This window comes from Alkalicoccobacillus murimartini (assembly GCF_030813245.1).
Taxonomy (GTDB): domain Bacteria; phylum Bacillota; class Bacilli; order Bacillales; family Bacillaceae_D; genus Alkalicoccobacillus; species Alkalicoccobacillus murimartini.
The window spans coordinates 185,412-210,418 of sequence record NZ_JAUSUA010000002.1 but is presented as its reverse complement, the minus strand read 5'-3'; the positions used below and the strand labels follow the sequence as shown (position 1 = coordinate 210,418).

Here is a 25,007-nt window from a genome sequence, read left to right as displayed (position 1 = left end):
CAAGCATTATCTACAATTTTTGATCTCCGCTTAAGGATGATACAATAGGATTGTGGATAGTGCTTGTTTTTTTAATTTATCGTACAAAATATAGTACATAAAAAGCTAGGTGAAGAATCGTTGTCAAGAAAACACGTTCTAATTGGAGTTATAGCATGGGGAATATTTGCATTCGGTTATCCAAGTTCAATTCATTTATTGTTAGCCTTTTCGATACTTGTTTTAGTTCCACTCGTCTTTGGACTAACCTACAGGCAAACAAAGCCACGTGATTGGTTTGTTCGATTGCAGCCAACCTTTTCGATTATTGGTGCTGGTAGCTTATTATTTGAACCTGGCATTGTGTCTGGTCTTTTGGCCGGAAGTTGGTTAGGTTTTACAATGTGGGCTGCAATGATTGGGTTTTCTCGAGCCTCGGTCAGAGGGTTTAGACGGGTCGAGGAAAATGCGATTGATGCGGCATATCTTTATATGGTAGTGGGTGGACTGTGGTTAGTGATCAGTCGCACGGGTATGGATTTTCTACCATTTTCAGATGTGATTGTGTTGTTAACAGCCGTTCACTTTCATTACTCAAGCTTAATTGTACCAATTACGGCGGGATTATTAGGCCGCTATATTCATAAGAAAAACGAGAGAATACGTGGCTATACTTTGTTAACAACTCTCGTTATCATTGGTCCTCTACTAGTTGGGATTGGTATATCGGTAGGAGGCATTCTAGATATTAGTTCGGTCATCGTGTATTCAGTAGCCTTTATTTGGTTAGCTGTGGAAAGTATTCGAATCATGATCCGATCGAACGATCGTTTTCTTGCTAGGTTCCTTATAGGGATGGGTTCAACTCTTTCAATTATTGCGATGTTGTTCTCGGTTGTTTATAGTTCAGGTGTCTCTTTTGGGCAAAGCTTTTTATCCATTCAACAAATGGTTCGTTATCATGGGTTTGTACAGGCGTTTGGATTCAGTTTGCTTATTCTTATTGGGTGGTCTATCTTAAGGCCGTTGCCAATGTATGAGTATGGTCGCTTTAGATTAAGTCGGCTAAGAGGTCGATTCAGGATTGGCCAGGCTTTTTTGCAGGAAACGTCAATTTTGCGTCCGGAACAATCTGTCAGAGGTTTGATTGATAGCTTTTCTGTTTTTAAGCAAGAGGCATTTGATCCGGAGAACGTTCAAAAGGAAATTCGCCTTTTTTATGAGGATACAAATAACTACGAGATGGTTGCAGTAACAAAGTGGCATGGTTTATACAAACCATTGTCTCATTTATATCATTGGGTTACTGGACATTTAGGTCAATTGCATCTTCAAGCCTCGCAGAAGACACCCAAAGAACAAAAAATGGACGCAACCATTTATGCAATTGATGAATCAATCGATGGTCGTCACCCGGTTCGAGCGTGGATTCGCAAAGACAGGTTAACAAGTAAGGATATTTTCATTGCCTTTTACGCCTATTATCAAACCAATCAACAAATTTATATGGATATCGCATTGCCATTACCTTTTTCGGTGATGACAGGGATCTTAAGACCACAGCATGATGAATCGAACGGCCTAATTCTAACTAGTTTTCGAAAGCCAAGCTTGTTAGGAGATGAGGGTGTCTACCTTACTATAGGGAAGTGGACGTTTCGCTTACCAATTGAAGAGTATTTTCATGTGAAGGCAACAGAAGTAAAGGGCAAACTAACAGCTGTTCATGAATTACATTTTCTTGGTCTGCGTTGCTTAACGATTGATTATGAAATTACATGTAAGCTGTCAAAACAGCTTTGACTTCAATCTAGTGATTGTCTAAAATGGTAGTAATCGAGAAACGACATAATGTGTACAAGCGATGCATATGATGATGGCAGGCTTGCTGATGTTTGAATAAGTGGGAGTGGTGAAATTGAACAGTAAACGATTGTTTATTGTTGTAGTACTTGTAGCATTGCTAGGTGCTGGGAGTTATTATGTAACAGGCATGTTTAGTTCGGAGGCATCTCCAGTAGCACCTGGGCAAGAAGGAAGCGAACAAGTAGATACGGTTGAACTAAGTGATGATGAGCTAATGAAGAAGTTTGAGAAAGCTCTGAGCACTATTGAAGGCCAATACGTTGAAGAGGTTGATCGTAAGCAACTAATTGAAGGTGCCATCTCTGGCATGGTAGAGGAACTAGGCGATCCATTTTCAGACTATATGGACCAAGAGACGGCCAATGAATTTGTTGAATCGTTAGGTTCAGAATTTCAAGGAATTGGTGCTGAAGTCAGCATGATTAACGGTAAAGTCACCATCGTTTCACCATTCCGTGATTCTCCAGCTGAACAAGCAGGGTTGCAAGCGAATGATCGTATTATTGAAATTGATGGAGAAAATATTGAGGGCTTAACTGTAAACGAGGCTGTCCTGAAAATACGTGGTGAAAAAGGAACAACGGTCCGCCTAACCATTGAACGTGATGGGTCAACTGAGCTATTGGAAGTCCCTGTAGAACGTGATACAATTCCAATCGAAACCGTTCGGACAGAGACATTTGAACAAGACGGTCAAACAATAGGTTTACTTGAAATAACGTCATTTTCAGAGGACACAGCGATTAATTTTAAAGATCAATTAAGTCAGCTTGAAGCAGACGGGATAGACGCTTTACTTATAGATGTTCGAGGGAATCCAGGAGGATACTTAAATGCTGTCGAACAGATCGGTGATGAATTAATTCCAGAAGGAAAAGCGATTGTTCAAACAGAAGATCGTGCAGGAGATCGTACTGGATATAGTTCGCAACTTGAAGGCACCAAAGATTATCCTATCATTGGGCTTATTGACGAGCGAAGTGCTTCGGCATCTGAGATTTTAGCTGCTGCCTTAAAAGAATCTGGTGGATATGATTTAGTTGGAAATACCACCTTCGGAAAAGGGACGGTTCAGCAGACGGTTGATTTAGGTGATGGAAGTGACTTAAAATTAACGATGATGAGATGGCTTACTCCTGATGGTAATAGCATCAACGAAGAAGGTGTGACGCCAACCATAGAAGAAAATCAACCTGAGTACTTTTTCTCTACGGCTGTTTCAGTAGAAGATGATCCAATTACATTTGATTCACTTGGAGAGCAGGTTAAGAATGCACAACTGATCCTTAAAGGGCTAGATTTTGAACCTGGTCGTGAAGATGGATATTTTGATCAGCAAACAGTTGATGCGGTAAAAGCCTTCCAAGAGTCAGTAGACATTGAGGCTACTGGTGAGATTAATCAGGAAACAGCAACAGCTCTTCAAGAACGAATTGTCGAAGAGATTCGTAAATCAGATAATGATGTTCAGCTTCAGAAAGCAATTGAACTTGCTGTAGAACAAAGTAATCAATAAACAGGAAATCGACACTTTCTGTCGAATATAGAGTGAAAGAGAAATAGAAGGCTGTCCCATTGGAAAGCAGGTATTACGTTCTGCATGCTCCTGCATAAGGGCGCAGACTGGTACTGACAATGAGGCAGCCTTTTCTATTATGAGTAGAAAAGAGAAAAGCGGGGTAGAAGCTGGGAGGTTTTCAATGGACATTATTAAAACAATTATGCTTGCATTAGGCAGTTTTTTTGCCCATCCACTTCTGTATGTTGGATTGCTTGTTTTCTACATAACTGCAACAAAACGAGTCAAAAAAGAGCGGTCCTTTTTTCACACTAGGGTATTTAGCAGAATGGCAGATATCGTTGTCCCATTTGGGCCATCAGTCTTAATGGGCTTAGGCGTATCTGTCATCCTTATAGTAGTCGGGTTAGTATTGAGCTGGCAGGTTTTAGTGATCATATCAGCTGTCTTTATTTTATTGTTTCTTACGCTGCAATTAAGGTGGTTAACTCCAGTTTATGCAATCGGATTAACCATTGTCCTATTAGCGTTTCTTCCGTTTGTACGAGAGCAAGACTTTATCTCAACGTATTATGATTCGTTAACTACAGGTAACATCTTACCTGGTCTTGCCGTCTTAATGGCCTTACTTGTTATTGCTGAAGGCATACTCATTCTTCGGAACGGATCTATCTACACGTCACCAAGGCTAGAAAGAGGCTCACGCGGTAAATGGATTGGCTATCATCTATCTGAACGTCTGTGGATTGTTCCTTTAATCCTGTTCATTCCAGAAGGGATCATCCCGGCATTAGATTTTTGGCCAGTTCTTCCCTTTGCAGGAATCGATGTTCAGCCACTCATTTTGCCTTTTTTAATTGGATTTAAACAGAAAGCCTCTTCAACCATTCCTAAAGACGCTATTCGTCCTGCTGGAAAAGAAGTGATCTACCTTGGGGGACTTTTACTTGCCATATCCATTGGAAGTCTGTATGTTTCTTGGATTGCTTTTATCGCAGCCGGATTAGCTATAGTAGGTAGAGAATTTTTATGGCATCGAACGAAAAATCTAGACAAAAAAGCAGCCAACATCTTTGTAGAACGAGCAGATGGCTGTACAGTGTTAGGTGTTTTACCAGGTAGCCTTGCAGAAAAAATGAACATAAAAATCGGAGAGACGATTGTAAAAGTAAATGGTCAAAAGGTAAAGGACGAAACGAGCTTTTACGAAGCTTTACAATCAAATTCGGCTTTTTGTAAGCTCGATGTACTAGATTATGATCAAGAAGTTCGTTTTGAACAAGGTGCGCTTTATGACAGTGAACACCATCAGCTTGGAGTACTGTTGGTTAAAAAAGATGTATCTCTATCGGATTCAATAACATAAGCAAGACTAGACAAAAGCCTCTGAGGAATGATCCTCAGGGGTCTTTTTTTTGAAACGTTCATCATTGAAGTAGCGTATCTATGATTAATCATTGTTATAGGGGGAGTTATATGAAGGATCAAACACTTATTTTAGAGCATGCTCAGGTAATTGATGTTGAAACAGGAACCATTGAACCTGCGACTATTCTTATACGACATGGTGTTATCGTACAAATCGTTAAAAATACTAGTGCCAAAAACGATCAAACACATTCACACGTTAAGAGAATTGATCTTAAAGGTGCATTTGTTCTCCCCGGTCTTATTGATATGCATGTACATATTAAAGAATTATTTGCCCCACTTTTTACAGCCTCAGGAGTTACAACTGTACGAAATACAGGAGGCAACCTTACAGAGTTAGAAAAAATGATACATGCTCCAGTGAACGCGCCAACTCCAAGAGTGATCTCTACAGATCGAATTATAGATGGGCCACCTGGCTTATGGGGTGAAACAGGGCCTTGGAGTATCAATGTGGACTCTGAAGAAGTAGCAAAACGAGAAGTGAGACGACAGGTGAGAGCTGGCGCTGACTTTATTAAAGTGTATGGCTTACTTGAAAAAAGCATAATGGAGATCGTTGTGAAAGAAGCAGCTGTATTTGGAAAGGAAGTTAGTTGTGATTTGCTTCATTCGTCAACAGTACACGCATTGGATGCTGCAGAGATGGGTGTGAAGTGGTTTGAACATGCCTCTGGAATCATACAAGCTATGTATCCTGACTGGCATATGGGGTCAGATCAAGAATCTTGGAACAAGATTAATTGGAATGAACCAGAAGTTAGCAAAATAAACGAAGTATGTGAAGTTCTTCTTCAGACTGATGCCATAATCTGTCCAACTCTTACACTGTATGATCAGCAACAACGCTTGGGGAATAGATGGGCACCTGATCACACAGTTATTCATCAAGCGTTTAAAAACAATTCTCTTATTAACCAGTGGGAGCATTTTTCTCAATTTGAAGCAGCATTAAGGCGAATCGGTATGCAAACAACTTTAATTAAAGAGATTAGTAGGGTATATGCGAGTCTAGGAGGCCGTGTAGTGGCGGGCACAGATACACCGGCAGGAATTTGGACATTCCCAGGAATGGCTCTTCATCGTGAACTTGAGTTACTTGTTGAATCAGGTTTTTCAGAACTCGAGGCTATTAGATCGGCGACCATCCATGCTGCTCATTCGATCAAACGGCAAGATTTAGGCGTGATTAAAGAGGGGGCGATAGCAGATATGATTATATTGAACTCAAATCCATTACTCGATATAAAAGCAACACAGCAAATAAATGTAGTGATTAAGGGAGGGAAAGTTTATACAGCAGAAGACCTTTTTAAGGAAGTTCCTTCAGAGGAGGAAGCTGAGAAAACTTTTCATCAATTTTTGATCCAGTATGAAAATAAAAAACCTCATTGTTCATTGACCGATTAGTCATTGAACAGTGAGTCATTAAGCTGATAGTATGTAACAAGCTTTTGAATAGCCGGACGTAAGGAAGCTTCGCTGTGCAGATTTAACAGCATTCCTTGAATGATAGGGAGGCGCGGTTTGTCTTGTTTTGTTTCTTCTTCTAAAACATCAATGGAAACAAGTAGCTCGTCCTTATTTTCTAGTTTAGAAATGATAGCTTTAAGCTCAGTTAATTCGGAAGGAACGGTTTCTTGAGCATTTTCTTCGTAAAAGTCTGAGAAAAAAGGAAGGATTAGCTCATCAGATAAAAGGGCTTGTTTTGTATCTAAACCATCTACAATTGAGTCCATGCGTCTAATGACAAAATGAACAACGTCACGAACTTCAACTACAGGCGCATATATAAGGAATTTTAAATAGGAATGAAACAAGCCATCTATCATAAAGGTCAGGTCCCACATGACCAAATTGGCTTCTTCACCATATAGTTGGCGCATATGTGATTGATGAAACTGCGTCATCTTGAAATTAAGCTTTTTTAGGCTTGTTCTCATTTCGTCTGTTAAGGGAATAGATGGATCTCTCATTTGAACTAGAATAAAATCCTTGTGTTGAATAATTGATTCAAATAAATCTGTTAGTTTATGGATATACTGTTCTCTATCAGATAAATCATCGTATGCCTTGTTCGTAATGCTTTTTGTAATTAGATCTGAATAATAGTCAATAATAGCAACGAGTAGTGCATCCTTCGATTTAAAATGGAGATAAAATGCACCTTTTGAAATGCCACTTTCACTTGCAATTTCTTGGATCGACGTAGAAGAAATGCTGTTTTTAGAGAATAACTTGATGGCGTTTTCAATAATGAGCTGATTTTTCTCGGACAATACTATTCAACTCCTTTTAACATTTATTCTTGACTTATGACCGGCTGGTCAACTAACATAAGATAAGATTGACTGACTGGTCAAATTATATACGTAATGATGAAATGAAGTCAAGAACAGTGAAAATGAGGGGGAACAAATGAAAAAGATTATTGAGTTTTCTTTAAAGAATAAGTTTGCTTTATGGTTGCTGACAATCATGATTGTTGTAGCAGGTCTTTATTCTGGTTTAAATATGAAAATGGAAACAATCCCTAATATTAATACACCGATCATTACAATATCAACAACGTATCCTGGTGCTACGCCGGAGGAAGTGTTAGATAAAGTAACTGAGCCGATTGAACAGAAAGTTGAAGGATTAAATGGAGTATCAAATGTTACATCCAGTTCATTTCAGAATGCCTCATCGATTCAGATTGAATATCGATTTAGCAAGGATATGGATGAAGCAGTAACTGAAGTAAAGGATGCATTGGACGGAGAGGGATTTCCTGATGGAGTATCAGACCCTACTATATCGCGTCTGAGTCTCTCAGCATTTCCAGTATTGACGTTAAGTGCTTCTAATGATGAAGGTTCTTTAACTGAGCTGACGGATCTGGTTGAAAATGAAGTAGCTCCTACATTAGAGGGTCTAGAAGGGGTTTCATCTGTAAGCCTAAGTGGGCAAACAGTCAAAGAAGTTCAACTTCGTTTTAATGAAGATGAGCTAGTAGAAAACGGACTTGACGAAGAAACTGTACTTCAAATGATACAAGGGTCTGATGTAACGTTCCCTCTAGGTCTTTACACATTTGGAGACAAAGAGCAATCGGTTGTTCTAGATGGTGATGTTAACACGATTGAAGATTTAGAAGCTATTGAGATTCCGATAGGTGCAGGCGGCATGGACGAGCAAATGCCAGGAGCAGAGCAAGCAGTACCTGGTGGCGAGTCAGAGCAACAAGTTCCTGGAGCAGGCGAACTGCCGACAGACATTGAGATTCCAACTATAGCTCTTGGAGATCTAGCAGATATTGAGGTAGTAAATGAATCACAATCCATTTCAAGAACGAATGGGAAAGAAGCGATTGGCCTTCAGATTGTGAGCAATGCGGATGCTAATACAGTAGATGTAGTTGACCAAGCTCTTGAGGCTGCAGCGGATCTAGAGGATAAACACTCAGGACTTGAAATTGTTTCAACACTCGATTTAGGAGAGCCTATTAAAGAATCGGTTGAAACGATGATCAGTAAAGCATTATTCGGTGCATTGTTCGCAATGGCTATTATCCTGTTGTTTTTACGTAATTTTAAAACAACGTTGATTTCGGTTATTTCTATTCCGTTATCTTTATTAATAGCGGTTATACTTCTAAAACAGATGGATATTACGTTAAACGTGATGACATTAGGTGCCATGACTGTCGCTATTGGGCGAGTGATTGACGACTCGATTGTGGTGATTGAGAACATCTTTAGACGAATGGGTATGGCAGATGAACCTCTTAAAGGGAAAGCTTTGATTGTTGATGCGACAAGAGAAATGTTTATGCCGATCCTTTCCTCAACCGTGGTAACGATCTCGGTATTCTTACCACTAGGTTTAGTAGAAGGAATGGTAGGAGAGCTCTTTCTCCCATTTGCTTTAACCGTTGTATTTGCACTACTGGCATCCTTATTAGTAGCCATTACCATCGTACCGATGATGGCTCATTCAATGTTTAAAAAAGGATTGAGTAAGTCAAATCAATCACATGCTGAGAAGCCAAGTAAACTGGCTGACGGCTATAAACGAATTTTAAATTGGTCATTAGATCACAAATGGATTACATCACTTGTAGCGATCGCCTTATTAGTAGGTAGCTTGTTCTTAGTTCCAGCAGTAGGGGTAAGCTTCCTTCCTGCAGATGAGGAAAAAGCATTGTATGTAACCTACAACCCAGAGCCAGGTCAGACGTTAGAGGAAGTTGAAGAGGTTGCGGGTCAAGCAGAAACATTACTTGAAGAGCGAGACGGAATTGAATTAATTCAGCTATCCATTGGTGGAGAGAACCCAATGAGTATGGGACCATCAAATTCCTCGATTTTCTATATTGAATATGCTGATGACTTTGCAGGTTTTGCTGGTGAAAAAGATGAGGTAATCGATCAGTTATCAACCTTATCAGATAAAGGTACGTGGGCAAACCAGGACTTTACAGGAATGTCTGGAGCATCAAGCGAACTATCTGTTCAAGTGAGTGGCCCTTCAATTGAAGCAATTGAGCCAGTTATCACAGAAGTAGAACAACTTCTTGCAGACCAAGACGACCTTTCAGATATTGATACAAGTTTATCTGAACAATATGAGGAATATAATCTAGTTGCTGATGCCGAAGAGCTTAGTAAAAACGGATTAACAGCGGCTCAGGTTGGTATGGCGCTCTCTAATCAAGGACAAAGAGAAGTATTAACAACCATTAACGAAGAAGGCACAGAGCTTGATGTCTTTGTAGAAACAGAAGAAGAATCGTATGCTTCCATTGATGAACTTCTTGATAAAACGATCCTCACTGCGTTAGGTGAAGAGATCGAAATTCGAGATGTAGTGAATGTCGAAGAAGGTACTACACCTGATACGATTACAAGACGTAACGGTGATATATACGCTGATGCGTCTGGACAAATAACGAGTGACAACGTTGGTGCAGTATCATCAGCTGTACAAACAGAACTAGACAAATTGGATATACCAACAGGTGTAGATGTATCAATGGGTGGAGTTTCAGCGGATATTGAAGAATCCTTTACTCAGCTCGGTCTTGCGATGCTAGCAGCGATTGCTATTGTATACTTTGTACTAGTGCTAACATTTGGTGGTGGCTTGGCACCTTTTGCGATTCTGTTCTCTCTACCATTTACGATCATTGGAGCACTTGTTGGCCTATTAATCGCTGGTGAAACCATTAGTGTGTCATCGATGATTGGTGCATTAATGCTCATTGGTATTGTTGTAACAAATGCGATTGTATTAATTGACCGAGTGATTCATCAAGAAAACGAAGGCTTGTCCACAAGAGAAGCATTACTTGAGGCGGGATCTACTCGTTTACGCCCGATCTTAATGACGGCAATTGCAACAATAGGTGCGCTCCTGCCACTTGCGTTTGGCTTTGAAGGTGGCGGACTTATCTCTAAAGGATTAGGTGTAACTGTAATTGGAGGATTAACAAGTTCAACCATACTAACGTTGTTAATTGTTCCATTAGTCTATGAGTTACTAATGAAAATGAAAAAGCGTAGTGTGAAAGAATAATTTGTTTTATTCATGAGTGTGGAGTTAAACTCTTGGATAAAATAAAAGGAGCTGTCCTAATGAGGGCAGCTTCTTTTTATGATGCTGATTTAGGATTCTAAAAGTTGTTTGATTCTCATCGCTGTTCGGATTTGTAATGTGAATTCTGGGTCTTTTAAAGTGGTGTGTAACAGTTCCTCGCACTTCTCAAGTCGATACACTACGGTATTACGGTGTACAAATAGTTGCTTGGCTGTTTCGGATATTTGGCATTGGCATTCCATGTACATAAATAGCGTTTGCAAGAGTGTTTTGTCTTCATCTAATTGATCTAACCTGAGTTGTTTAACCGTTTGGTGATAATAGGCGGTCAGCTCTTTTTCTGGTACAAGACGAAGCAGGCCGCTGATATCGGTCGTCTGAAAAAAATGAATGGAGCTTGGCTGTCTCCATCCGCTCGTATGATGTAGAGCTTTTTGTGCTTCTTGATAGCCTTGTTGTACGGCAAAAAAGGATGAACAGACGTGGCTCACACCAAAGGAGAGCGTTAACTCATAAAAACGAGACAATCGTAATTGTAAGAGCTCAAGAAATGATGTGCAAAACTCTTGAACATCCTCAATTAGATCATTCACCGAAAGTAAAAGGATTAATTGATCGCCTTTCGTAAATAGATAGCATGGTACTGCCAGCGATTGTATTTCGTTCTCAAGAAAGTCATAGACTTGATCTAATTCTTTATGGTGGCTTTGGTAGATCCACATTTCATTTAACGGGTCTATTTCTCCAACAGCACAGATATATTCTTGTTGAACAGGTAAGCCGAATTCGCTTGCCTTGTTTGTCATTTCTTCATTACTTGAATACGTCTGATCTAGGAAATTAGCAAAAAACTCGTTACGTATTCTTCTCGTTGTCTGCTTGATTGCTTCTTCTCTTAAACGTTCAAAGGATAGAACGTTTACCGCTTGTTCGGTGGTGAGACGGTTTACATGATCTGATACGCCAATGGCGCCTTTTACAAATAGGAGATCAGGCTGATTGGTATGTTTGTGTACCGGGTAAACCGTATATTCAATTTGTGTGTGAACATCACAGAAAGATACTTCCGTTGATTTAGGCAGAAGCAGATAGCCATACTGTGCTAATTCCATTAAGTAAGGCATGCCTTTGAGTAAATCCACCTGGCCAGCAATCGGAGTTAAGTATGAATTCGTTAACATAACGGGATGGCGAATGAGATTCGTTAAATGACTTAATAGAGTGTCGAGCCCTTTTCCATTCATAATATGTAAGGTGAATTGACGGTGGGTATCAATCGCATGGCGCAGCTCACTTGTACGTTTATCAAGAATGATGGTAAGCAGTTGATTGACGGTGTCGCCAAGAGACCAATCCTCGGGAAGCTCAATTATCGGAAAGTTTATTTCATTTGCGGTATCTAAGACAGCCTCTGGTAAGGTGTGCAAAAACCGTTTTGTTTTAATGAACAGTGCAGCGCAATCTAATTTAGCCATTTCTTGAATCAAATCAATTAGTTGGGCAGGGTTATCTTTTAGGTGGTAGCCGGTTGTGATTAACAAATCATTTGATTTTAAGTATGGCAGAATATCTGGAGCATCCATCATCGTGACATGGTTGATGTCGTGGTTCAAACCTGACTCACCAGCAAGTACGGTAAGTTGAGTGAATGGATCACGTGTAAGTAGTGTTTGTAGCTTCATTTTTCCCCTCCAGTATTCAGTTCATTATTATCTTCATGGTAGCATAGAGAGATCTTGACTGGAAGAAATGACTGTATTTTTAAAACATTTAGTCATAATAACCAATGACACATGTCGCTGAATTTCGTAGACTGTTAGAAACCGAACGAGGAAAGGGTACGATAATGAATGGGGAAACTTACGCTTACACAAGTGAATCAATGTAGTGACGAGGTTTTTATCGAACAATTAGGATCCATTTATGAACATTCATCTTGGGTAGCCAAACAAGTGAAGAACAATCGACCTTTTTCATCTGTCTCAGCTCTTCATCTATCTATGCGTGAGGCAGTAAGTGAAGCAACTGATCAGGATAAACTACATTTATTATGTGCCCATCCTAATCTTGGTGAAAAGATACAAATGACGGATTCCTCTAAGCAAGAACAGAGTCAGGCTGGTTTGACACAATTAACAGCGGAAGAATATAACCAATTTTCTACACTAAACAAGCAGTATATGGATCGTTTTCACTTTCCGTTTATCATTGCGGTCAAAGGCAAACAGAAGGCTGAAATCTATGAACAAATGAACAGTCGTGTGCATAATTCAAAGGATGTTGAATTTAAAACGGCTTTAAAAGAAGTAGATCAAATCGCTTTGTTACGCCTGTTTGATTTAATTAAAGAAACGCAGGAATCATAAAAAGAAATACAGTGTTAGATAATCTTATAAGGACAAACGATTTTTTACGATAGGTGCTACGATAGAATTATTTCACGGTTGCCAATGTTTTAGGAGGAATTGTATGTACGATTTAGTGATTCGAAATGGAAAGATTGTAACAGATAAAGGCGTTCAAAAAGCAGAGATTGGAATACAGAATGGGGTCATTGTGGAGATGTCAGAAAGAATCTCACAATCCGCAAAAAGTGAAAAGGATGCGAATGGACAGTATGTTTTTCCTGGAGTCGTAGATGTACATGTTCACCTTAATGAACCGGGTCGTGTTTATTGGGAAGGGTTTGAGACAGGATCCCAGATGCTTGCTGCTGGAGGAACCACGACATTTGTGGATATGCCGTTAAATGGAATTCCATCAACGATTACGAAGCAGGATCTTTTAGACAAGGCTAAATTAGGTGAAGAAAAATCGATTGTTGATTTTGGGTTGTGGGGTGGACTTGTTCCAGGCAATTATGAAGATCTTGCTCCCTTATCAAAGGCTGGGTGCTTAGGTTTTAAAGCATTCCTTTCTCCTACAGGCAATAAGGAGTTTGAATCCGTTGGTGACAAAGATTTAATTGAAGGCATGGATCGAATTGCTGAGCTTGGGAAAGTGCTTGCTCTTCATGCAGAAAGTGGTCCGATGACAACCTTTTTAACAGAGAAGAAAAAACGAAATCAGCAACTGAGTTTTTATGATTATTTAGAATCGCGTCCTATAGCAGCAGAGGTTGAGGCTGTTGAACGAGCGATTCAGTATGCCACTATAACGGGGTGTCCGCTACATTTTGTGCACATTAGCAGTGTGGAGGCCGTGACAGTGATTGAGCAAGCGAGAGAACGTGGCTTGGATATTTCATTAGAAACTTGTCCACATTATTTGCTGTTTTCGCACGATATATTGAATCAGAAGAATAATCTAGCAAAGTGTGCTCCCCCCTTAAGACAGAAAAAGGATCAACTAAAGCTACGCCAGGCGATGAAAGCAAATAGAATTGATTTTTTAACATCAGATCACTCACCTTGTGAGGCGGATTTAAAAGATGCCTCTACCTATAACATTTTTGATGCATGGGGTGGAATTAATGGTGGGGGCATAACATTACTTGGGGCTCTTCAATTTGCGATAGAGGAAGAGATTGAGTTTCAGCATGTGGCTAATTGGACGGCCAAACATCCAGCAGAGCGATTTGGAATTGCTGATCGTAAAGGCTCCATTCAAGAAGGTAAAGAGGCTGATCTTGTTTTTGTCTCATTAGATGAGCACCTGGTAACGCTCGATAATATGTATGCAAAACATCCGCTGTCCCTTTATACAAATGAACGCTTCCGAGCTAGTGTAGAGTCTGTTTATTCAGCAGGTGTTGAAGTGTTTAGTCATCATGCAGGACCCATTCAATCAAAAACAGGCAAATGGTTAACAGCTTATTAATGATTAATAAGCTGTTTCTTTAAACGAATTATAGGCGGAATATTTATATTATTCAGAAAGGGAGTTGTATATGTCAAAAAATCACCATAAGGCATTAGCATATGGAAAAGGAAGTGTATTAGCCTATCGAACCTACCTTTCGTCACTTACAGGTGTGAAGGAGATCTCTGAGTCATCCTTTCAAGGTCGATCCAATATTTTATTTGCTGCGAATGTTGAAGTAACAGTTGCTGGAGAGGCTTTTCGTTCTTCGTTTTCTGAGGGGGATAATAGCTTAGTTGTTGCAACCGATTCAATGAAAAATTTTATTCAACGACATCTTGGTACGTTTGAAGGCACAACAATGGAAGGATTTCTAGATTATACAGCTCGAACGTTTTTAGATAAATATGACCAGATTTCCTCCGTAGAGTTAAAAGGAGACTTACTTAGTTTTGAACAGATGGATCGAACAAAAGCAGAGGAACGAAGTGCAAGCCAGCTAGTTTTTAAGCAATCGAACAATGAACAATCTCAAGCAACGATTCAAATCCAACGCACGGATTCTGAATATGAGGTAACAAAACAACAAAGCTCCCTAAAAGACTTACAGCTCATAAAAGTGCAAGGGAATTCGTTTTCTGGATTTGTTAGAGATGAATACACTACGTTGCCAGAGGATTCAAATCGACCTTTATTTATTTATCTGAATATCCACTGGACCTATGAACATGATCATGAGGCATTAGGTGATCAACCTTTAAAATATGTAGCTGCTGAGCAAATTCGGGATCTAGCGGCCTCCATCTTTGATCAAACGGAAACAAAATCAATCCAGCATCTTATCTATGTCATTGGGTGCAAAGTGCTAACTACATTTCCTCAATTACTCCATGTCACCTTTGAATCGCAGAATCATACTTGGGATCTCATTGTAGATGACATTCCTAACTCAGAAGGAAAGGTATACACAGAACCGAGACCTCCATATGGATTTCAATTATTTACGGTTACAAGAGAGGATGCCGCTAGAGAGCAAGCAAAGCAACAGTCGGCAGAGAGTGCACAGTAGATGCCAGATGTAACGACTCACATATTAGATCTGGCGAGAGGATGTCCAGCTCAACATGTAAAGATTGAGATGTATTTTCTTGAATCAAAAACTGAAAAAAGACAAATAGTAACCCGGGCTACAAACGACGATGGACGCGTGAACGAACCTCTTATTCAGGATCAGGATTTTCTAGAAGGTGAATATGAAATTCATTATTTTGTGGGGGATTATCTTCGCGAACAAGGACTGGTTAATGCAGACCCACACTTTTTAGACTGCGTTGTAACTCGTGTCTATTTATCTTCTAATCAAGCACATTATCATATTCCCTTACTTGTTTCCCCGTGGGGATATCAGGTGTATCGCGGTAGTTAATGAGCATGTAATGGGAGGGATCGTTATGGATGATATGTACGCGATACTCGATACCTTAGATGAGATCAAGCTTCCGGCTACTATCGCAACCATTGTTCAAGTAGAGGGTTCAGCTTATAAAAAAGAAGCAGCGTGTATGCTACTTCAGCAAAATGGTGAACAGATAGGTGTTCTTAGCGCAGGCTGTTTAGAGCAGGATCTTATTGAACGAGTGAAAAACGGAGAGACGAATAAAAAGGTCGTTTTTGACATGAGCGCAGAGGATGATTTTTCGTTTGGTGCAGAAGCAGGTTGTAATGGGGTCATTCATGTTTTGATGGAAAGAGTAGACGAACGCTATCTTACTCACCTACATCGTCTGAATCAGTTACTTAAAATGGGTTATTCCATTTTAGTAGTTAAACGAATCTCACAAGCAACGTATCTATTTGTTCCAGATAAAGGAGAGCCATTTGGCACCTGTACTTCATTCACAGAAACAGAGATCGAACGGTTGAAAATGACATGTGATGATCAAGACAAAAAAAGCGGAACGATTTATATGAGGCGGAATGATCCTTTATATGTTCATGTACTTAAACCAAAACCTCGACTTGTCGTTTTTGGTGCAGGAACGGATGCCATACCTCTTGTCTCAATGGCCGCTGATGTTGGGTTTAAAGTCAATGTTTCAGATTGGCGTCCCGGCCTTTGTACAGGAGCCCGATTTCCGAAAGCTGATCGCATCATTCATGGATTCCCGCATGAAGCAGTTGAAGCTATGTCTATACACTCAAATGATTATGTAGTAATCATGACCCACCACTTCACTCATGATCAACAGCTTTTACAGTTGCTTAGAGGAAGAAACCTACGCTATGTAGGTGTTCTTGGTTCAACAAGAAGAACAGCTCGATTAGTGGGGGAAGAAGAGGTTCCGGATGATGTAGTATCTCCAGCAGGCCTTTCTATTCATGCTCAAGGAGCTGAAGAAATTGCCGTTAGTATTGTTGCCCAAATGATCCAAGTGCTCCGTTCACCCGTAACAAAAGTGTCAGAGAAGCATGTTATATGAAGGTGTTTGGTATTATACTAGCCGCTGGCCAAAGCAGGCGAATGGGGCAAGACAAATTACTCCTACCTATTGGTCAATCAACGATAGGGGGTTCTGTTTTAAACGAAGCGTTGCAATCAGATTTGGACCATATCTTCATCATTACAAAGAGTGAACAGGACGTGAGCTGGATGTATCCTTCTGGTGATCAGACAAATGAGTCAAATAAATGGTCATCCGTTGTTTGCCAAGATTCACATCTTGGTCAATCCTATTCGCTGAAGTGTGGAATAAAAGAAGCGGAAAAACATGAAGTGGATGCTGTGATGATTTTACTTGCTGATCAGCCTTTTGTTGAAAAAAAGCTGATCAATCAATTAATTCATACATTTAATCAATCAGAAGACAATCAATTTGCCGCTTCGAGGGTACATGGCATTGCTCAGCCTCCAGTGATTTTCGCGAAAGAGACGTTTCCAATTTTAAAAGAACTTAAAGGTGATAAGGGAGCAGGATACTTATTAAAACCAACATCACCAATGATGAATGGACATTATGTAGACTGTTTGGACCCACACATGTTAAGAGATATTGATACTCCAGAAGAATATCACCACTCCATTGTGAATAAAAGGAGTTGATCAAATGGAACAGATTAGACCAAAGCCTGTGTCTGTTTGGCTTCCTAAAACGGTTGAAGAAGCTTGGCAGTTTAAAAAACAGTTTGGAGCAGATTCAGAATATGTGGCCGGAGGAACTCTGATACAAGTGAAACGAGAGAAGCAAGGAGTAGTCGCTGATCATCTCATTAGCTTGCAGCACATACCACTTCAGCACGAAATCAATGAAGATCTAGAAGCTCAAATGTTGACAATTGGGGCAGGTGTGCCGCTTAGTGAGTGCTTACAAAATCCTCTTCTTTTGAAAAGAGCTCCGTTTCTTTTAGAGGCTATATCTTCCATAGGAGCCCCTGCTATTCGTAATCAAGGAACAGTGGGTGGGAATATAGCGTATGGGATTGGAGATACGCTGTCTGTATTTCTTGCCATCGATGCTAAGGTAACAACCTTTTCAAACGCAGGATATCAAACGCAATCATTAGAAGACTATCTATTCGATAGAAATCCATCTATTTTAACCACCATTCATCTGCCTTTTATGGACCAATCAAGAAGTGCATGGTCATTTAAAAAGATTGGTAGAAGGGAAGCATTTATTCCTTCAACCGTAGCGATTGCACTCTATCTAAAATGGAATGAAGCAAATGAGTGTGAACAAGCGCGACTTATTGTTGCTGGTGGTGAGAACAACCCTCATCGACTTCAGAGCTGTGAGCAACGGTTAATAGGAGCACTTCTTAAAAAGACAAATCTTCCACAGCTAAAAAAGCAGATGAGAGATGAGATATCCTTAGCAGGTGATGAATTTACTTCTAAAGCTTATCGTGTAACGGTTGCAGCAAACATCCTTCATCAAGAACTATATGATGCCATTGAAGAAATTTAACTGTAAGGGAGTGATGACACAATGAAAAAACAGACAGATACGCGAAATCGCATCCGTCCAGACGGAAAAGCAAAGGTGACTGGTCGGTTAACCTATCTGACTGATCTCACACTACCCAACATGCTGTTTGGAAAAATTCTTCGTAGTCCGCATGCTCATGCCAAGATTCGTCGTATTCGAACAGAAAAAGCCGAGCAAATTCCTGGTGTGCATGCAGTACTTACTCATAAAGATGTTCCTGGTGTAAACGGTTTTGGCATCATTATGCCTGATCAGCCCGTTTTGTGTGAAGATCTTGTCCGATATGTAGGCGATGCAATCGCTTGTGTGGCTGCTGATTCAATTGACATTGCAGCACTTGCTCTGACTTTTATTGAAGTGGAGTATGAGGAGCTTCCTGTAATCGATACGATGGAAAAGGCGTTGGACCCTGACTATCCAACGCTTCATCCAGATGGGAATATTCTGCATAAGGCTGGGCATAAAAGAGGCGATACTGAAAAGGCATTCTCTGAGTGTGCGGTGATTGTGGAGCAAACGTATGAGCTTCCAAGACAGGTACATGGCTATATGGAGACAGAAGGTGGAGTCATTGTACCGGAAGCGGATGGTCAATTAACTGTTTACGTAGGGACTCAACATGGGTTTAAGGATCAGTTTCAGCTGGCTCGAATTTTGAACATGCCTGAATCAGATATTAGAGTCGTTTCATCCCCAATGGGTGGCTCATTCGGAGGGAAAGATGAGTTAAACATCCAACCTTATGGTGCTTTATTGGCACTTAAAACAGGTCGGCCGGTAAAAATCCATCAAACGAGACAGGAATCGATTCGCACCAGTATCAAACGTCATCCGATGAGGATTACGATGAAAACGGGTGTCGATCCATCTGGGTATCTATTAGCTCATCAAACATGGATCAAAGCAGACACGGGGGCCTACTCTACTTTAGGTCCTGCCGTCCTTGATTTTTCAGTTGAACATGCAACGGGCCCGTATGTTATTCCGGCCGTTCAAACAGAGGGCTTATCTATTATTACAAATAATGGGGTAGCTGGTGAGTTTCGAGGGTTTGGTGGAAATCAGGTTACTTTTGCGTTAGAGGGTCAAATGGACCGTCTAGCTGACCGATTACACATGGATCCGGTAGAGTTTAGAAGGATGAATCTTCGGAAGTCAAATGATGTTGGTCCTCTTGGACAACGGATTGCAGAGACAGAAGGCGCATCCCTCGTATTAGAGACCATCGCAACGCAGTATCAACAGCAAATAGCACAGAAACCAGCATCATCAAAGTATTCGCTTAGAGGGTATGGAACAGCTATTACCATGCACGGTGGAGGATTAGGTTATGGCAGACTTGATCCAGCTGGTGGAAGACTTTCTCTTAAATCAAATGGCAAGATTGAGATCGCATTTGGCTTTGAAGAAGCTGGGCAAGGTATTTTAAGCGTTATCGAAACCCTAGTGTTAGAAGAGCTTGGATGTGATGTTGAGGATTTATCCATTGTTATTGGGGATACGGCTCTTGTTCCTTCATCTGGTTCAACAACGGCTTCAAGAGGAACGAGCATGGTTTGGCATTCCTTACAGAAGTTGAAGCAACCGTTTAAACAAAAGCTGATTGAATTAACGGCAGCGAATACAGGCATAGCTCAAACCGAATTAAGACTCGGAAAAGCAGGCATTTGGTCAACAAAAGAAGAGTACGATCAACCGGTTATCACCTATCAAGATCTTGCTATACAGCAAAGAGAAGAGATTGTGACACACACACGCTTTGATTTCCCGACGACTCCAGATCCAATTGATTCGGGTCATTTTTTATACACATTTAGTGGGGTGTTAGCAGGTGTGGAGATTGATCTATTAACCGGAAAAGTGAAGCTCATTCAATTAGACCAGGCCATTGCCGCAGGTCCTGTGGTCAATCGAAATGGGTATATAGGTCAGATTGAAGGCGGGGGTGCTATGGCTGTTGGCTATACGCTTATGGAAGAGGCTCTCATGAAGGAGGGTCACTATCTAACGACTAATTTTGATACGTATTTAATGCCTGGTCTCTCGGATATGCCCTTTTTGATGAACACCATACCGATTGAAGATTTACCTGAAAAAGATATTTATGGTCCAAGAGGTGTGGGAGAGATTGGAACCGTAGGGGTGGCGCCAGCGATAGCCAGTGCGGTGTTTGATGCTATTGGAATTAGAATCGATCAGCTTCCGATTTCGCCTGAATTTATATTGCAGGCTCTTGAAGAAAAAGGGGGTGTCGCGGTTGAGTAGTCATACGAATGAACATGGCTCTATCATTAACACAAATGAATCAGCAATTCGTTTTCAATTAAATGGCAAGTCCATACAAAAGAATCTGCCACCAGCTAAACGACTAGTAGAGGTTTTGCGGGAAGATTGTGAGCTAACAGGGACTAAATTATCCTGCGGAGTTGGTAGATGTGGCGCTTGCGCCGTATTAATCGATGGAAAGCTTACGGCGTCCTGTCTAACGATGGCTTACCAAGCCGAAGGAAAGTCGGTAACTACCATTGAGCATTTGGCAAAAGACGAGGAACTTCATCCAGTTCAACAAGCTTTTTTAGAAAATGGAGGCTTTCAATGTGGGTACTGTACACCAGGAATGATTATATCTGTTGATGCCCTTCTTACCTCACACGAAAGCCCTTCAGAGGATCAAATAAAAGAAGCTCTATCTGGAAACCTTTGTCGTTGCACTGGCTATGGCGGGATTGTTCGTTCCATTCAGCACATTCTTACACAGGAAAAGGAGGGAATGCATCGTGAGTGATTCAGAACACGCTATTTATTTTCGGAATGTTGGCAAAATTTATGGAACAGGTACAAGGGCACTGGAGCAATTTACATTGCCAGTCGATAAAGGGGAGTTTGTTAGTTTCTTAGGACCTTCTGGTTGTGGCAAATCAACCGCATTAAAAATGGCCGCAGGTCTTGCCGAACAAACAGAGGGTGACATTATGGTTTTTGGCCAGACACCTCAAGCAATTTTAAAAGCGTCTAATGATATTGGCTTTGTTTTTCAGGAAGCAAATCTCCTGCCGTGGAGAAGGGTTTTAGAAAATGTAATGCTACCTCTTGAGCTTAGAGGAGGTAGCAAAAAAGAGAATAAAAAAGAAGCGATACGCGTTCTCGAAATGGTTGGACTTAAGGATTATCTAACAGCTTATCCACGACAGCTTTCGGGTGGGATGAGGATGCGTGTATCAATCGCTCGTGCTCTTGCTGCTAAACCTAAGCTGTTACTGATGGATGAACCGTTTGCTGCACTTGACGAACTGACGCGACAGACATTGCAAAGAGAATTACTTGAGATCTGGCAACGAGAGCATATGACTGTATTATTTGTGACTCACAACGTCTATGAAGCGGTTTTTCTCTCTTCGAAAATTGCGGTGATGTCATCCAGACCAGGCAGGCTCTCCTCAGTCATCGAGATTGATTTGCCTTATCCGCGGAACGAAGAGATCCGAACCAATTCGTCATTTGTCAGCTATGTTGAACAAGCCTCTTTAACGTTAGAGCAAGATATAAATAGAAGGGAGACGGGCTGATGCCTTTAACAGAAGTGGAATCGGTTAATCAAATGTCAAAGACAAACTCAAAGCCTATAGGCAGCTGGATAACGTTTAAGGATTATTACGCAGGACCGATTATCGCCTTTATCTTGTTTCTGACCCTATGGCAGGTTATTCCGATTGTAGCTTCCATTCCTCATTTTATTTTGCCAAAACCAACCGATGTATTTCAGGCAGCGGTTAGTGATTGGTCCATTTTACAAGCAGCAATACAGGTGACGGTTTTGGAGTCACTTATAGGTTTTTTACTAAGTGCAGTCATCGGAATTTCTTCATCAGTCTTATTAGCAAGCTCAAAGATTATTGAACGCAGTCTATATCCCTACGCTATTGTTCTACAAAGTATTCCGGTAGTAGCCGTAGCACCCATTATCGTCATTTGGTTTGGTGCTGGTTTTAATTCAATTGTGGTCATTTCTTTTTTAATCGGATTTTTCCCAGTTGTCTCTAATACATTAATGGGGCTTCAATCTGTGGATAAACAAATGGATGAGTTGTTTACGTTATATCGGGCGTCAAGATGGCAAAGGATGCTGCGTTTGCGGATTCCCGCAGCGATGCCCTATATGATGGCCGGATTAAAGGTTTCTTGTACATTATCGATCGTTGGCGCAATCGTTGGTGAGTATGTGGCTGGTATTGGTGGAGGAAATGGTGGATTAGGCTATGCCATAACCGTCGCTGCCATCCAGGTGAAAACACCATTCTTATTTGCTTGTGGAATTGCAGCCGCTATTCTGGGTATCAGCTTTTATCTGTTAGTTAGTTTATGTGCAAGATGGATGCTTGGAAGCTGGCATGAGTCAGCTATGAAGGTAGAAAAATAAGAGATGGAGGGCACTTACGATGAAGCATTCTAAACGTATATGTACAGGCCTTATAGTGACAGCTGGGGTGTTTTTAGCAGGTTGTGGCGAAGCGGGTAGTTCGAGTGGAACCGGTGATGAAGTAGATGAGTTAAAGCTCGTATTAAATTGGTTTCCGAAAGCACAGCACGGAGGCGTGTATGCATCACTTGAAGAGGGGCTCTTTGAAGAGAACCAAATCGATCTTTCCGTAGAACCGGGTGGCCCCCAGGTGTCCCCTATACAAATTGTGGCGGCTGGTGATGCTGATTTTGGACTCGCACATGCCGATCAGCTTGTCATAGCCAGAAATCAAGGCATCGATTTAGTAGCTATTGCAGCTACAATGCAGGGCAGTCCACAGGCTTTTATGTTTCATGAGGGAGTGGAGATTCAAGATTTTGAAGATCTAAATGGACGAGAGGTTTTTGTTCAACCAGGTATTACATATTGGGATTATCTAAAAAGTGAATACGATTTATCAGATGTACAGGAACTGGCGTATAACGGTCAAAACGTGACATTTATAGAAAATAAAGAATCAGTGACCCAAGCCTTTTTAACATCTGAACCTTATTTTCTTGAACGAGAAGGGGTTATGACAGACACACTTCTAGTCTCTGAGTCTGGTTATGACCCTTATAATGTCGTGCTATTTGTAACAAAGGACTATCTTGAAGATCATGAAGAGCTTGTGCAACGATTTGTGGATACCTACCTCGAAGGCTGGCAGCTTTACGAAGAGAACTATGAAGCTATGAATGAGAAGATTACAGACGTAAATCCAAATATTGCTCTTGAGGAACTAAATTACGAGGCAGAAACTCAATATGAGTATGTGTATGGCTTTGATGCAGCCGAACATGGAACAGGCTACATGTCAGCTGATAAGTGGGAAGAACTCAAGAATCAATTACTTACGATTGATTTATTGGATGAAGATTTTGACGTGAATGAGATATTTACAACCGAATTTTTGTCGGAGTAAAGCTGCAATCAAAAATAAGTGGGCCTTTCAGCAAATGGAGGTCCTTTTTTTACACAGAGCATTTGGTTAGTTTAGCTAAAAAAACACACTACATTTAGTATATTCACCAATGTATCTACGATAAAAACTAGATATGATAGGAACTAAAGTGGGGCGAAGGAGGAAGATGACGATCGCACAACAGCATACAATAGATCAACAGCAACCAATTGGAGAATGGATTGAATGGTTAGCGGGTTTTGGGAAAACAGAAGATGGTGGTGTGACCAGGTTATTGTATTCAGAATCTTGGAAACAAGCACAATTAAACTTACAACAGGTAATGATCCATAAAGGATATGAGGTTCGCTTTGACGAAGTGGGAAACCTGTTTGGACGGTATTCAGGAACGGTGGATCCTGCTTCTATTATTCTAACAGGATCTCATATTGATACGGTACAAAATGGAGGGAAATTTGATGGTGCGTATGGCGTATTGGCTAGCCTAATCGCTGTGCATCAACTCTACCTTCAGTATGGCCCTCCTAAGAAAACAATGGAGGTCGTTTCATTGGCTGAGGAAGAAGGTAGTCGCTTTCCTTTTACATTCTGGGGATCAAAATGGATAAATGGACAATGCTCCTTATCTGATGCTCATGAACTAGTCGATTCTGAGGGGATTTCTCTTCAGCGAGCAATGGTCGAAGCGGGATTTGGTGAACCCATTCCTCAAGCAAAATCAGATGAGTTAATAGATGCTTTTATTGAACTTCATATAGAGCAAGGCATTATTTTAGAAAACAAACAAAAAGATGTGGGTATAGTTAGCGATATTGTTGGACAACGTCGCTATACAGTACAATTTTCAGGTGAAAGCAATCATGCTGGAACAACACCGATGTCCATGAGAAAGGATGCATTGCGATTAGCGGCAGAGTTTATTATGTTTATATCGGAGCAATCTGAACAACTCGATTCATCATTGGTTGCTACAGTGGGTAGAATCTCCGTCTCTCCAAATATGCCGAATGTCATTGCTGGTGGAGTTGAATGCAGCTTAGACATACGTCACTCTGATGATTCACTTTTAGACAAATTCGAATCGATTATTAATCAATTTGTGCAAGCAGCCAAGCAAAAACAGATGGAGATGGAGCTTGATTGCTGGCTGAAGATTAAACCGGTTCATTTAAGTGATACACATGTGGAGTTAGCCTATAAGCAAGCAGAAGCACTAGGTCTTTCTTATGAAAAGATGGTTAGCGGAGCAGGACATGACGCGCAGGTTTTTGGTGCAACCTGTCCAACAACCTTATTGTTTGTACCAAGTAAGAATGGAATCAGTCATTCTCCAGAAGAGTGGACGGATTCAAAGGCATTAGAAAAAGGCGTAGAGCTTTTAAAGAGCCAGCTATATGCTCTAGCTTATGAGTGAGGAGGAAA

General features: G+C 40.8%; 20 protein-coding genes. 18 read left to right on the top strand and 2 right to left on the bottom strand.

All coding sequences use genetic code 11. The annotated features are described in order from the left end of the window. Positions 1-120 precede the first annotated feature (120 nt). The 4 genes from J2S05_RS07630 (at position 121) to J2S05_RS07615 (ending at position 6,205) form a co-directional block, all read left to right on the top strand. On the top strand, positions 121-1,782 hold the full coding sequence (locus J2S05_RS07630) for a YndJ family protein (protein WP_306981502.1): 1,662 nt from the start codon (positions 121-123) through the stop codon (positions 1,780-1,782). 109 nt (positions 1,783-1,891) lie between these two features. Next, positions 1,892-3,361 (top strand): S41 family peptidase, encoded by a 1,470-nt coding sequence (locus tag J2S05_RS07625; RefSeq protein ID WP_306981500.1) that lies wholly within the window; start codon positions 1,892-1,894, stop codon positions 3,359-3,361. Between the two features lie 184 nt (positions 3,362-3,545). Then, the gene (locus tag J2S05_RS07620) at positions 3,546-4,730 is read left to right on the top strand and encodes a PDZ domain-containing protein (RefSeq protein WP_306981498.1); all 1,185 of its coding nucleotides are present in this window, start codon (positions 3,546-3,548) and stop codon (positions 4,728-4,730) included. 110 nt (positions 4,731-4,840) lie between these two features. Beyond that, a complete protein-coding gene (locus J2S05_RS07615) occupies positions 4,841-6,205 on the top strand; it encodes an amidohydrolase family protein (protein WP_306981497.1) in 1,365 nt (454 codons plus the stop codon). Here the strand turns inward: J2S05_RS07615 and J2S05_RS07610 are convergent. Then, positions 6,202-7,074 carry a TetR/AcrR family transcriptional regulator gene (locus J2S05_RS07610; protein ID WP_306981495.1) on the bottom strand — a complete coding sequence of 291 codons (873 nt, stop codon included), beginning with the start codon at positions 7,072-7,074 and terminating at the stop codon, positions 6,202-6,204. The genes J2S05_RS07615 and J2S05_RS07610 overlap by 4 nt on opposite strands. Positions 7,075-7,213: 139 nt before the next feature. Here J2S05_RS07610 and J2S05_RS07605 point away from each other — a divergent pair, with 139 nt between their 5' ends. Then, positions 7,214-10,354, top strand: coding sequence for an efflux RND transporter permease subunit (locus J2S05_RS07605; protein ID WP_306981494.1), 3,141 nt, complete (start codon positions 7,214-7,216; stop codon positions 10,352-10,354). An 89-nt stretch (positions 10,355-10,443) separates the two neighbouring features. On the opposite strand, the gene J2S05_RS07600 is transcribed toward J2S05_RS07605, so the two are convergent. Then, positions 10,444-12,057 (bottom strand): PucR family transcriptional regulator, encoded by a 1,614-nt coding sequence (locus J2S05_RS07600; RefSeq protein WP_306981491.1) that lies wholly within the window; start codon positions 12,055-12,057, stop codon positions 10,444-10,446. A gap of 168 nt (positions 12,058-12,225) precedes the next feature. On the opposite strand from J2S05_RS07600, the gene uraD reads away from it, so the two are divergent. The 13 genes from uraD to J2S05_RS07535 all read left to right on the top strand — a co-directional run bounded on the left by uraD (position 12,226) and on the right by J2S05_RS07535 (position 24,999). After that, positions 12,226-12,741: a 2-oxo-4-hydroxy-4-carboxy-5-ureidoimidazoline decarboxylase gene (uraD, locus tag J2S05_RS07595; protein WP_306981489.1), complete on the top strand. Its 516-nt coding sequence runs from the start codon at positions 12,226-12,228 to the stop codon at positions 12,739-12,741. Between the two features lie 103 nt (positions 12,742-12,844). Further along, a complete protein-coding gene (gene allB, locus J2S05_RS07590; RefSeq protein WP_306981487.1) occupies positions 12,845-14,194 on the top strand; it encodes an allantoinase AllB in 1,350 nt (449 codons plus the stop codon). 70 nt (positions 14,195-14,264) lie between these two features. Continuing rightward, positions 14,265-15,245 (top strand): factor-independent urate hydroxylase, encoded by a 981-nt coding sequence (pucL, locus tag J2S05_RS07585; protein ID WP_306981485.1) that lies wholly within the window; start codon positions 14,265-14,267, stop codon positions 15,243-15,245. After that, positions 15,246-15,602 (top strand): hydroxyisourate hydrolase, encoded by a 357-nt coding sequence (gene uraH, locus J2S05_RS07580; RefSeq protein WP_306981483.1) that lies wholly within the window; start codon positions 15,246-15,248, stop codon positions 15,600-15,602. Between the two features lie 25 nt (positions 15,603-15,627). Beyond that, on the top strand, positions 15,628-16,656 hold the full coding sequence (locus J2S05_RS07575; protein WP_306981481.1) for an XdhC family protein: 1,029 nt from the start codon (positions 15,628-15,630) through the stop codon (positions 16,654-16,656). Next, a complete protein-coding gene (locus tag J2S05_RS07570) occupies positions 16,653-17,276 on the top strand; it encodes a nucleotidyltransferase family protein (protein ID WP_306981479.1) in 624 nt (207 codons plus the stop codon). The genes J2S05_RS07575 and J2S05_RS07570 overlap by 4 nt, the downstream gene beginning before the upstream one ends. Before the next feature lie 4 nt (positions 17,277-17,280). Beyond that, the gene (locus tag J2S05_RS07565) at positions 17,281-18,141 is read left to right on the top strand and encodes an FAD binding domain-containing protein (protein ID WP_306981478.1); all 861 of its coding nucleotides are present in this window, start codon (positions 17,281-17,283) and stop codon (positions 18,139-18,141) included. A gap of 21 nt (positions 18,142-18,162) precedes the next feature. Beyond that, entirely contained in the window at positions 18,163-20,427 is a 2,265-nt protein-coding gene (gene pucD, locus J2S05_RS07560) for a xanthine dehydrogenase subunit D (protein WP_306981476.1), read from the top strand. Then, positions 20,411-20,947 (top strand): (2Fe-2S)-binding protein, encoded by a 537-nt coding sequence (locus J2S05_RS07555; protein WP_370873618.1) that lies wholly within the window; start codon positions 20,411-20,413, stop codon positions 20,945-20,947. Before pucD ends, J2S05_RS07555 begins: the two co-directional genes overlap by 17 nt. After that, positions 20,940-21,728, top strand: coding sequence for an ABC transporter ATP-binding protein (locus J2S05_RS07550; protein ID WP_306981472.1), 789 nt, complete (start codon positions 20,940-20,942; stop codon positions 21,726-21,728). Before J2S05_RS07555 ends, J2S05_RS07550 begins: the two co-directional genes overlap by 8 nt. Continuing rightward, complete coding sequence (locus J2S05_RS07545; RefSeq protein ID WP_370873617.1) at positions 21,728-22,579, top strand: ABC transporter permease; 852 nt, start codon at positions 21,728-21,730, stop codon at positions 22,577-22,579. The genes J2S05_RS07550 and J2S05_RS07545 overlap by 1 nt, the downstream gene beginning before the upstream one ends. 19 nt (positions 22,580-22,598) lie before the next feature. After that, entirely contained in the window at positions 22,599-23,585 is a 987-nt protein-coding gene (locus J2S05_RS07540; protein WP_306981469.1) for an ABC transporter substrate-binding protein, read from the top strand. Between the two features lie 166 nt (positions 23,586-23,751). Next, positions 23,752-24,999 carry a Zn-dependent hydrolase gene (locus tag J2S05_RS07535; RefSeq protein ID WP_306981467.1) on the top strand — a complete coding sequence of 416 codons (1,248 nt, stop codon included), beginning with the start codon at positions 23,752-23,754 and terminating at the stop codon, positions 24,997-24,999. The last annotated feature ends 8 nt before the right edge of the window (positions 25,000-25,007 follow it).

Excerpts from the sequence above, each read along its gene's own strand:
- J2S05_RS07620 (WP_306981498.1), top strand. The coding sequence starts at position 3,546 with ATGGACATTATTAAAACAATTATGCTTGCATTAGGCAGTTTTTTTGCC.
- J2S05_RS07615 (WP_306981497.1), top strand. The coding sequence starts at position 4,841 with ATGAAGGATCAAACACTTATTTTAGAGCATGCTCAGGTAATTGATGTT.
- J2S05_RS07605 (WP_306981494.1), top strand. The coding sequence starts at position 7,214 with ATGAAAAAGATTATTGAGTTTTCTTTAAAGAATAAGTTTGCTTTATGG.
- J2S05_RS07600 (WP_306981491.1), bottom strand. The coding sequence starts at position 12,057 with ATGAAGCTACAAACACTACTTACACGTGATCCATTCACTCAACTTACC.
- uraD (WP_306981489.1), top strand. The coding sequence starts at position 12,226 with ATGGGGAAACTTACGCTTACACAAGTGAATCAATGTAGTGACGAGGTT.
- allB (WP_306981487.1), top strand. The coding sequence starts at position 12,845 with ATGTACGATTTAGTGATTCGAAATGGAAAGATTGTAACAGATAAAGGC.
- pucL (WP_306981485.1), top strand. The coding sequence starts at position 14,265 with ATGTCAAAAAATCACCATAAGGCATTAGCATATGGAAAAGGAAGTGTA.
- uraH (WP_306981483.1), top strand. The coding sequence starts at position 15,246 with ATGCCAGATGTAACGACTCACATATTAGATCTGGCGAGAGGATGTCCA.
- J2S05_RS07575 (WP_306981481.1), top strand. The coding sequence starts at position 15,628 with ATGGATGATATGTACGCGATACTCGATACCTTAGATGAGATCAAGCTT.
- J2S05_RS07570 (WP_306981479.1), top strand. The coding sequence starts at position 16,653 with ATGAAGGTGTTTGGTATTATACTAGCCGCTGGCCAAAGCAGGCGAATG.
- J2S05_RS07565 (WP_306981478.1), top strand. The coding sequence starts at position 17,281 with ATGGAACAGATTAGACCAAAGCCTGTGTCTGTTTGGCTTCCTAAAACG.
- pucD (WP_306981476.1), top strand. The coding sequence starts at position 18,163 with ATGAAAAAACAGACAGATACGCGAAATCGCATCCGTCCAGACGGAAAA.
- J2S05_RS07545 (WP_370873617.1), top strand. The coding sequence starts at position 21,728 with ATGCCTTTAACAGAAGTGGAATCGGTTAATCAAATGTCAAAGACAAAC.
- J2S05_RS07540 (WP_306981469.1), top strand. The coding sequence starts at position 22,599 with ATGAAGCATTCTAAACGTATATGTACAGGCCTTATAGTGACAGCTGGG.
- J2S05_RS07535 (WP_306981467.1), top strand. The coding sequence starts at position 23,752 with ATGACGATCGCACAACAGCATACAATAGATCAACAGCAACCAATTGGA.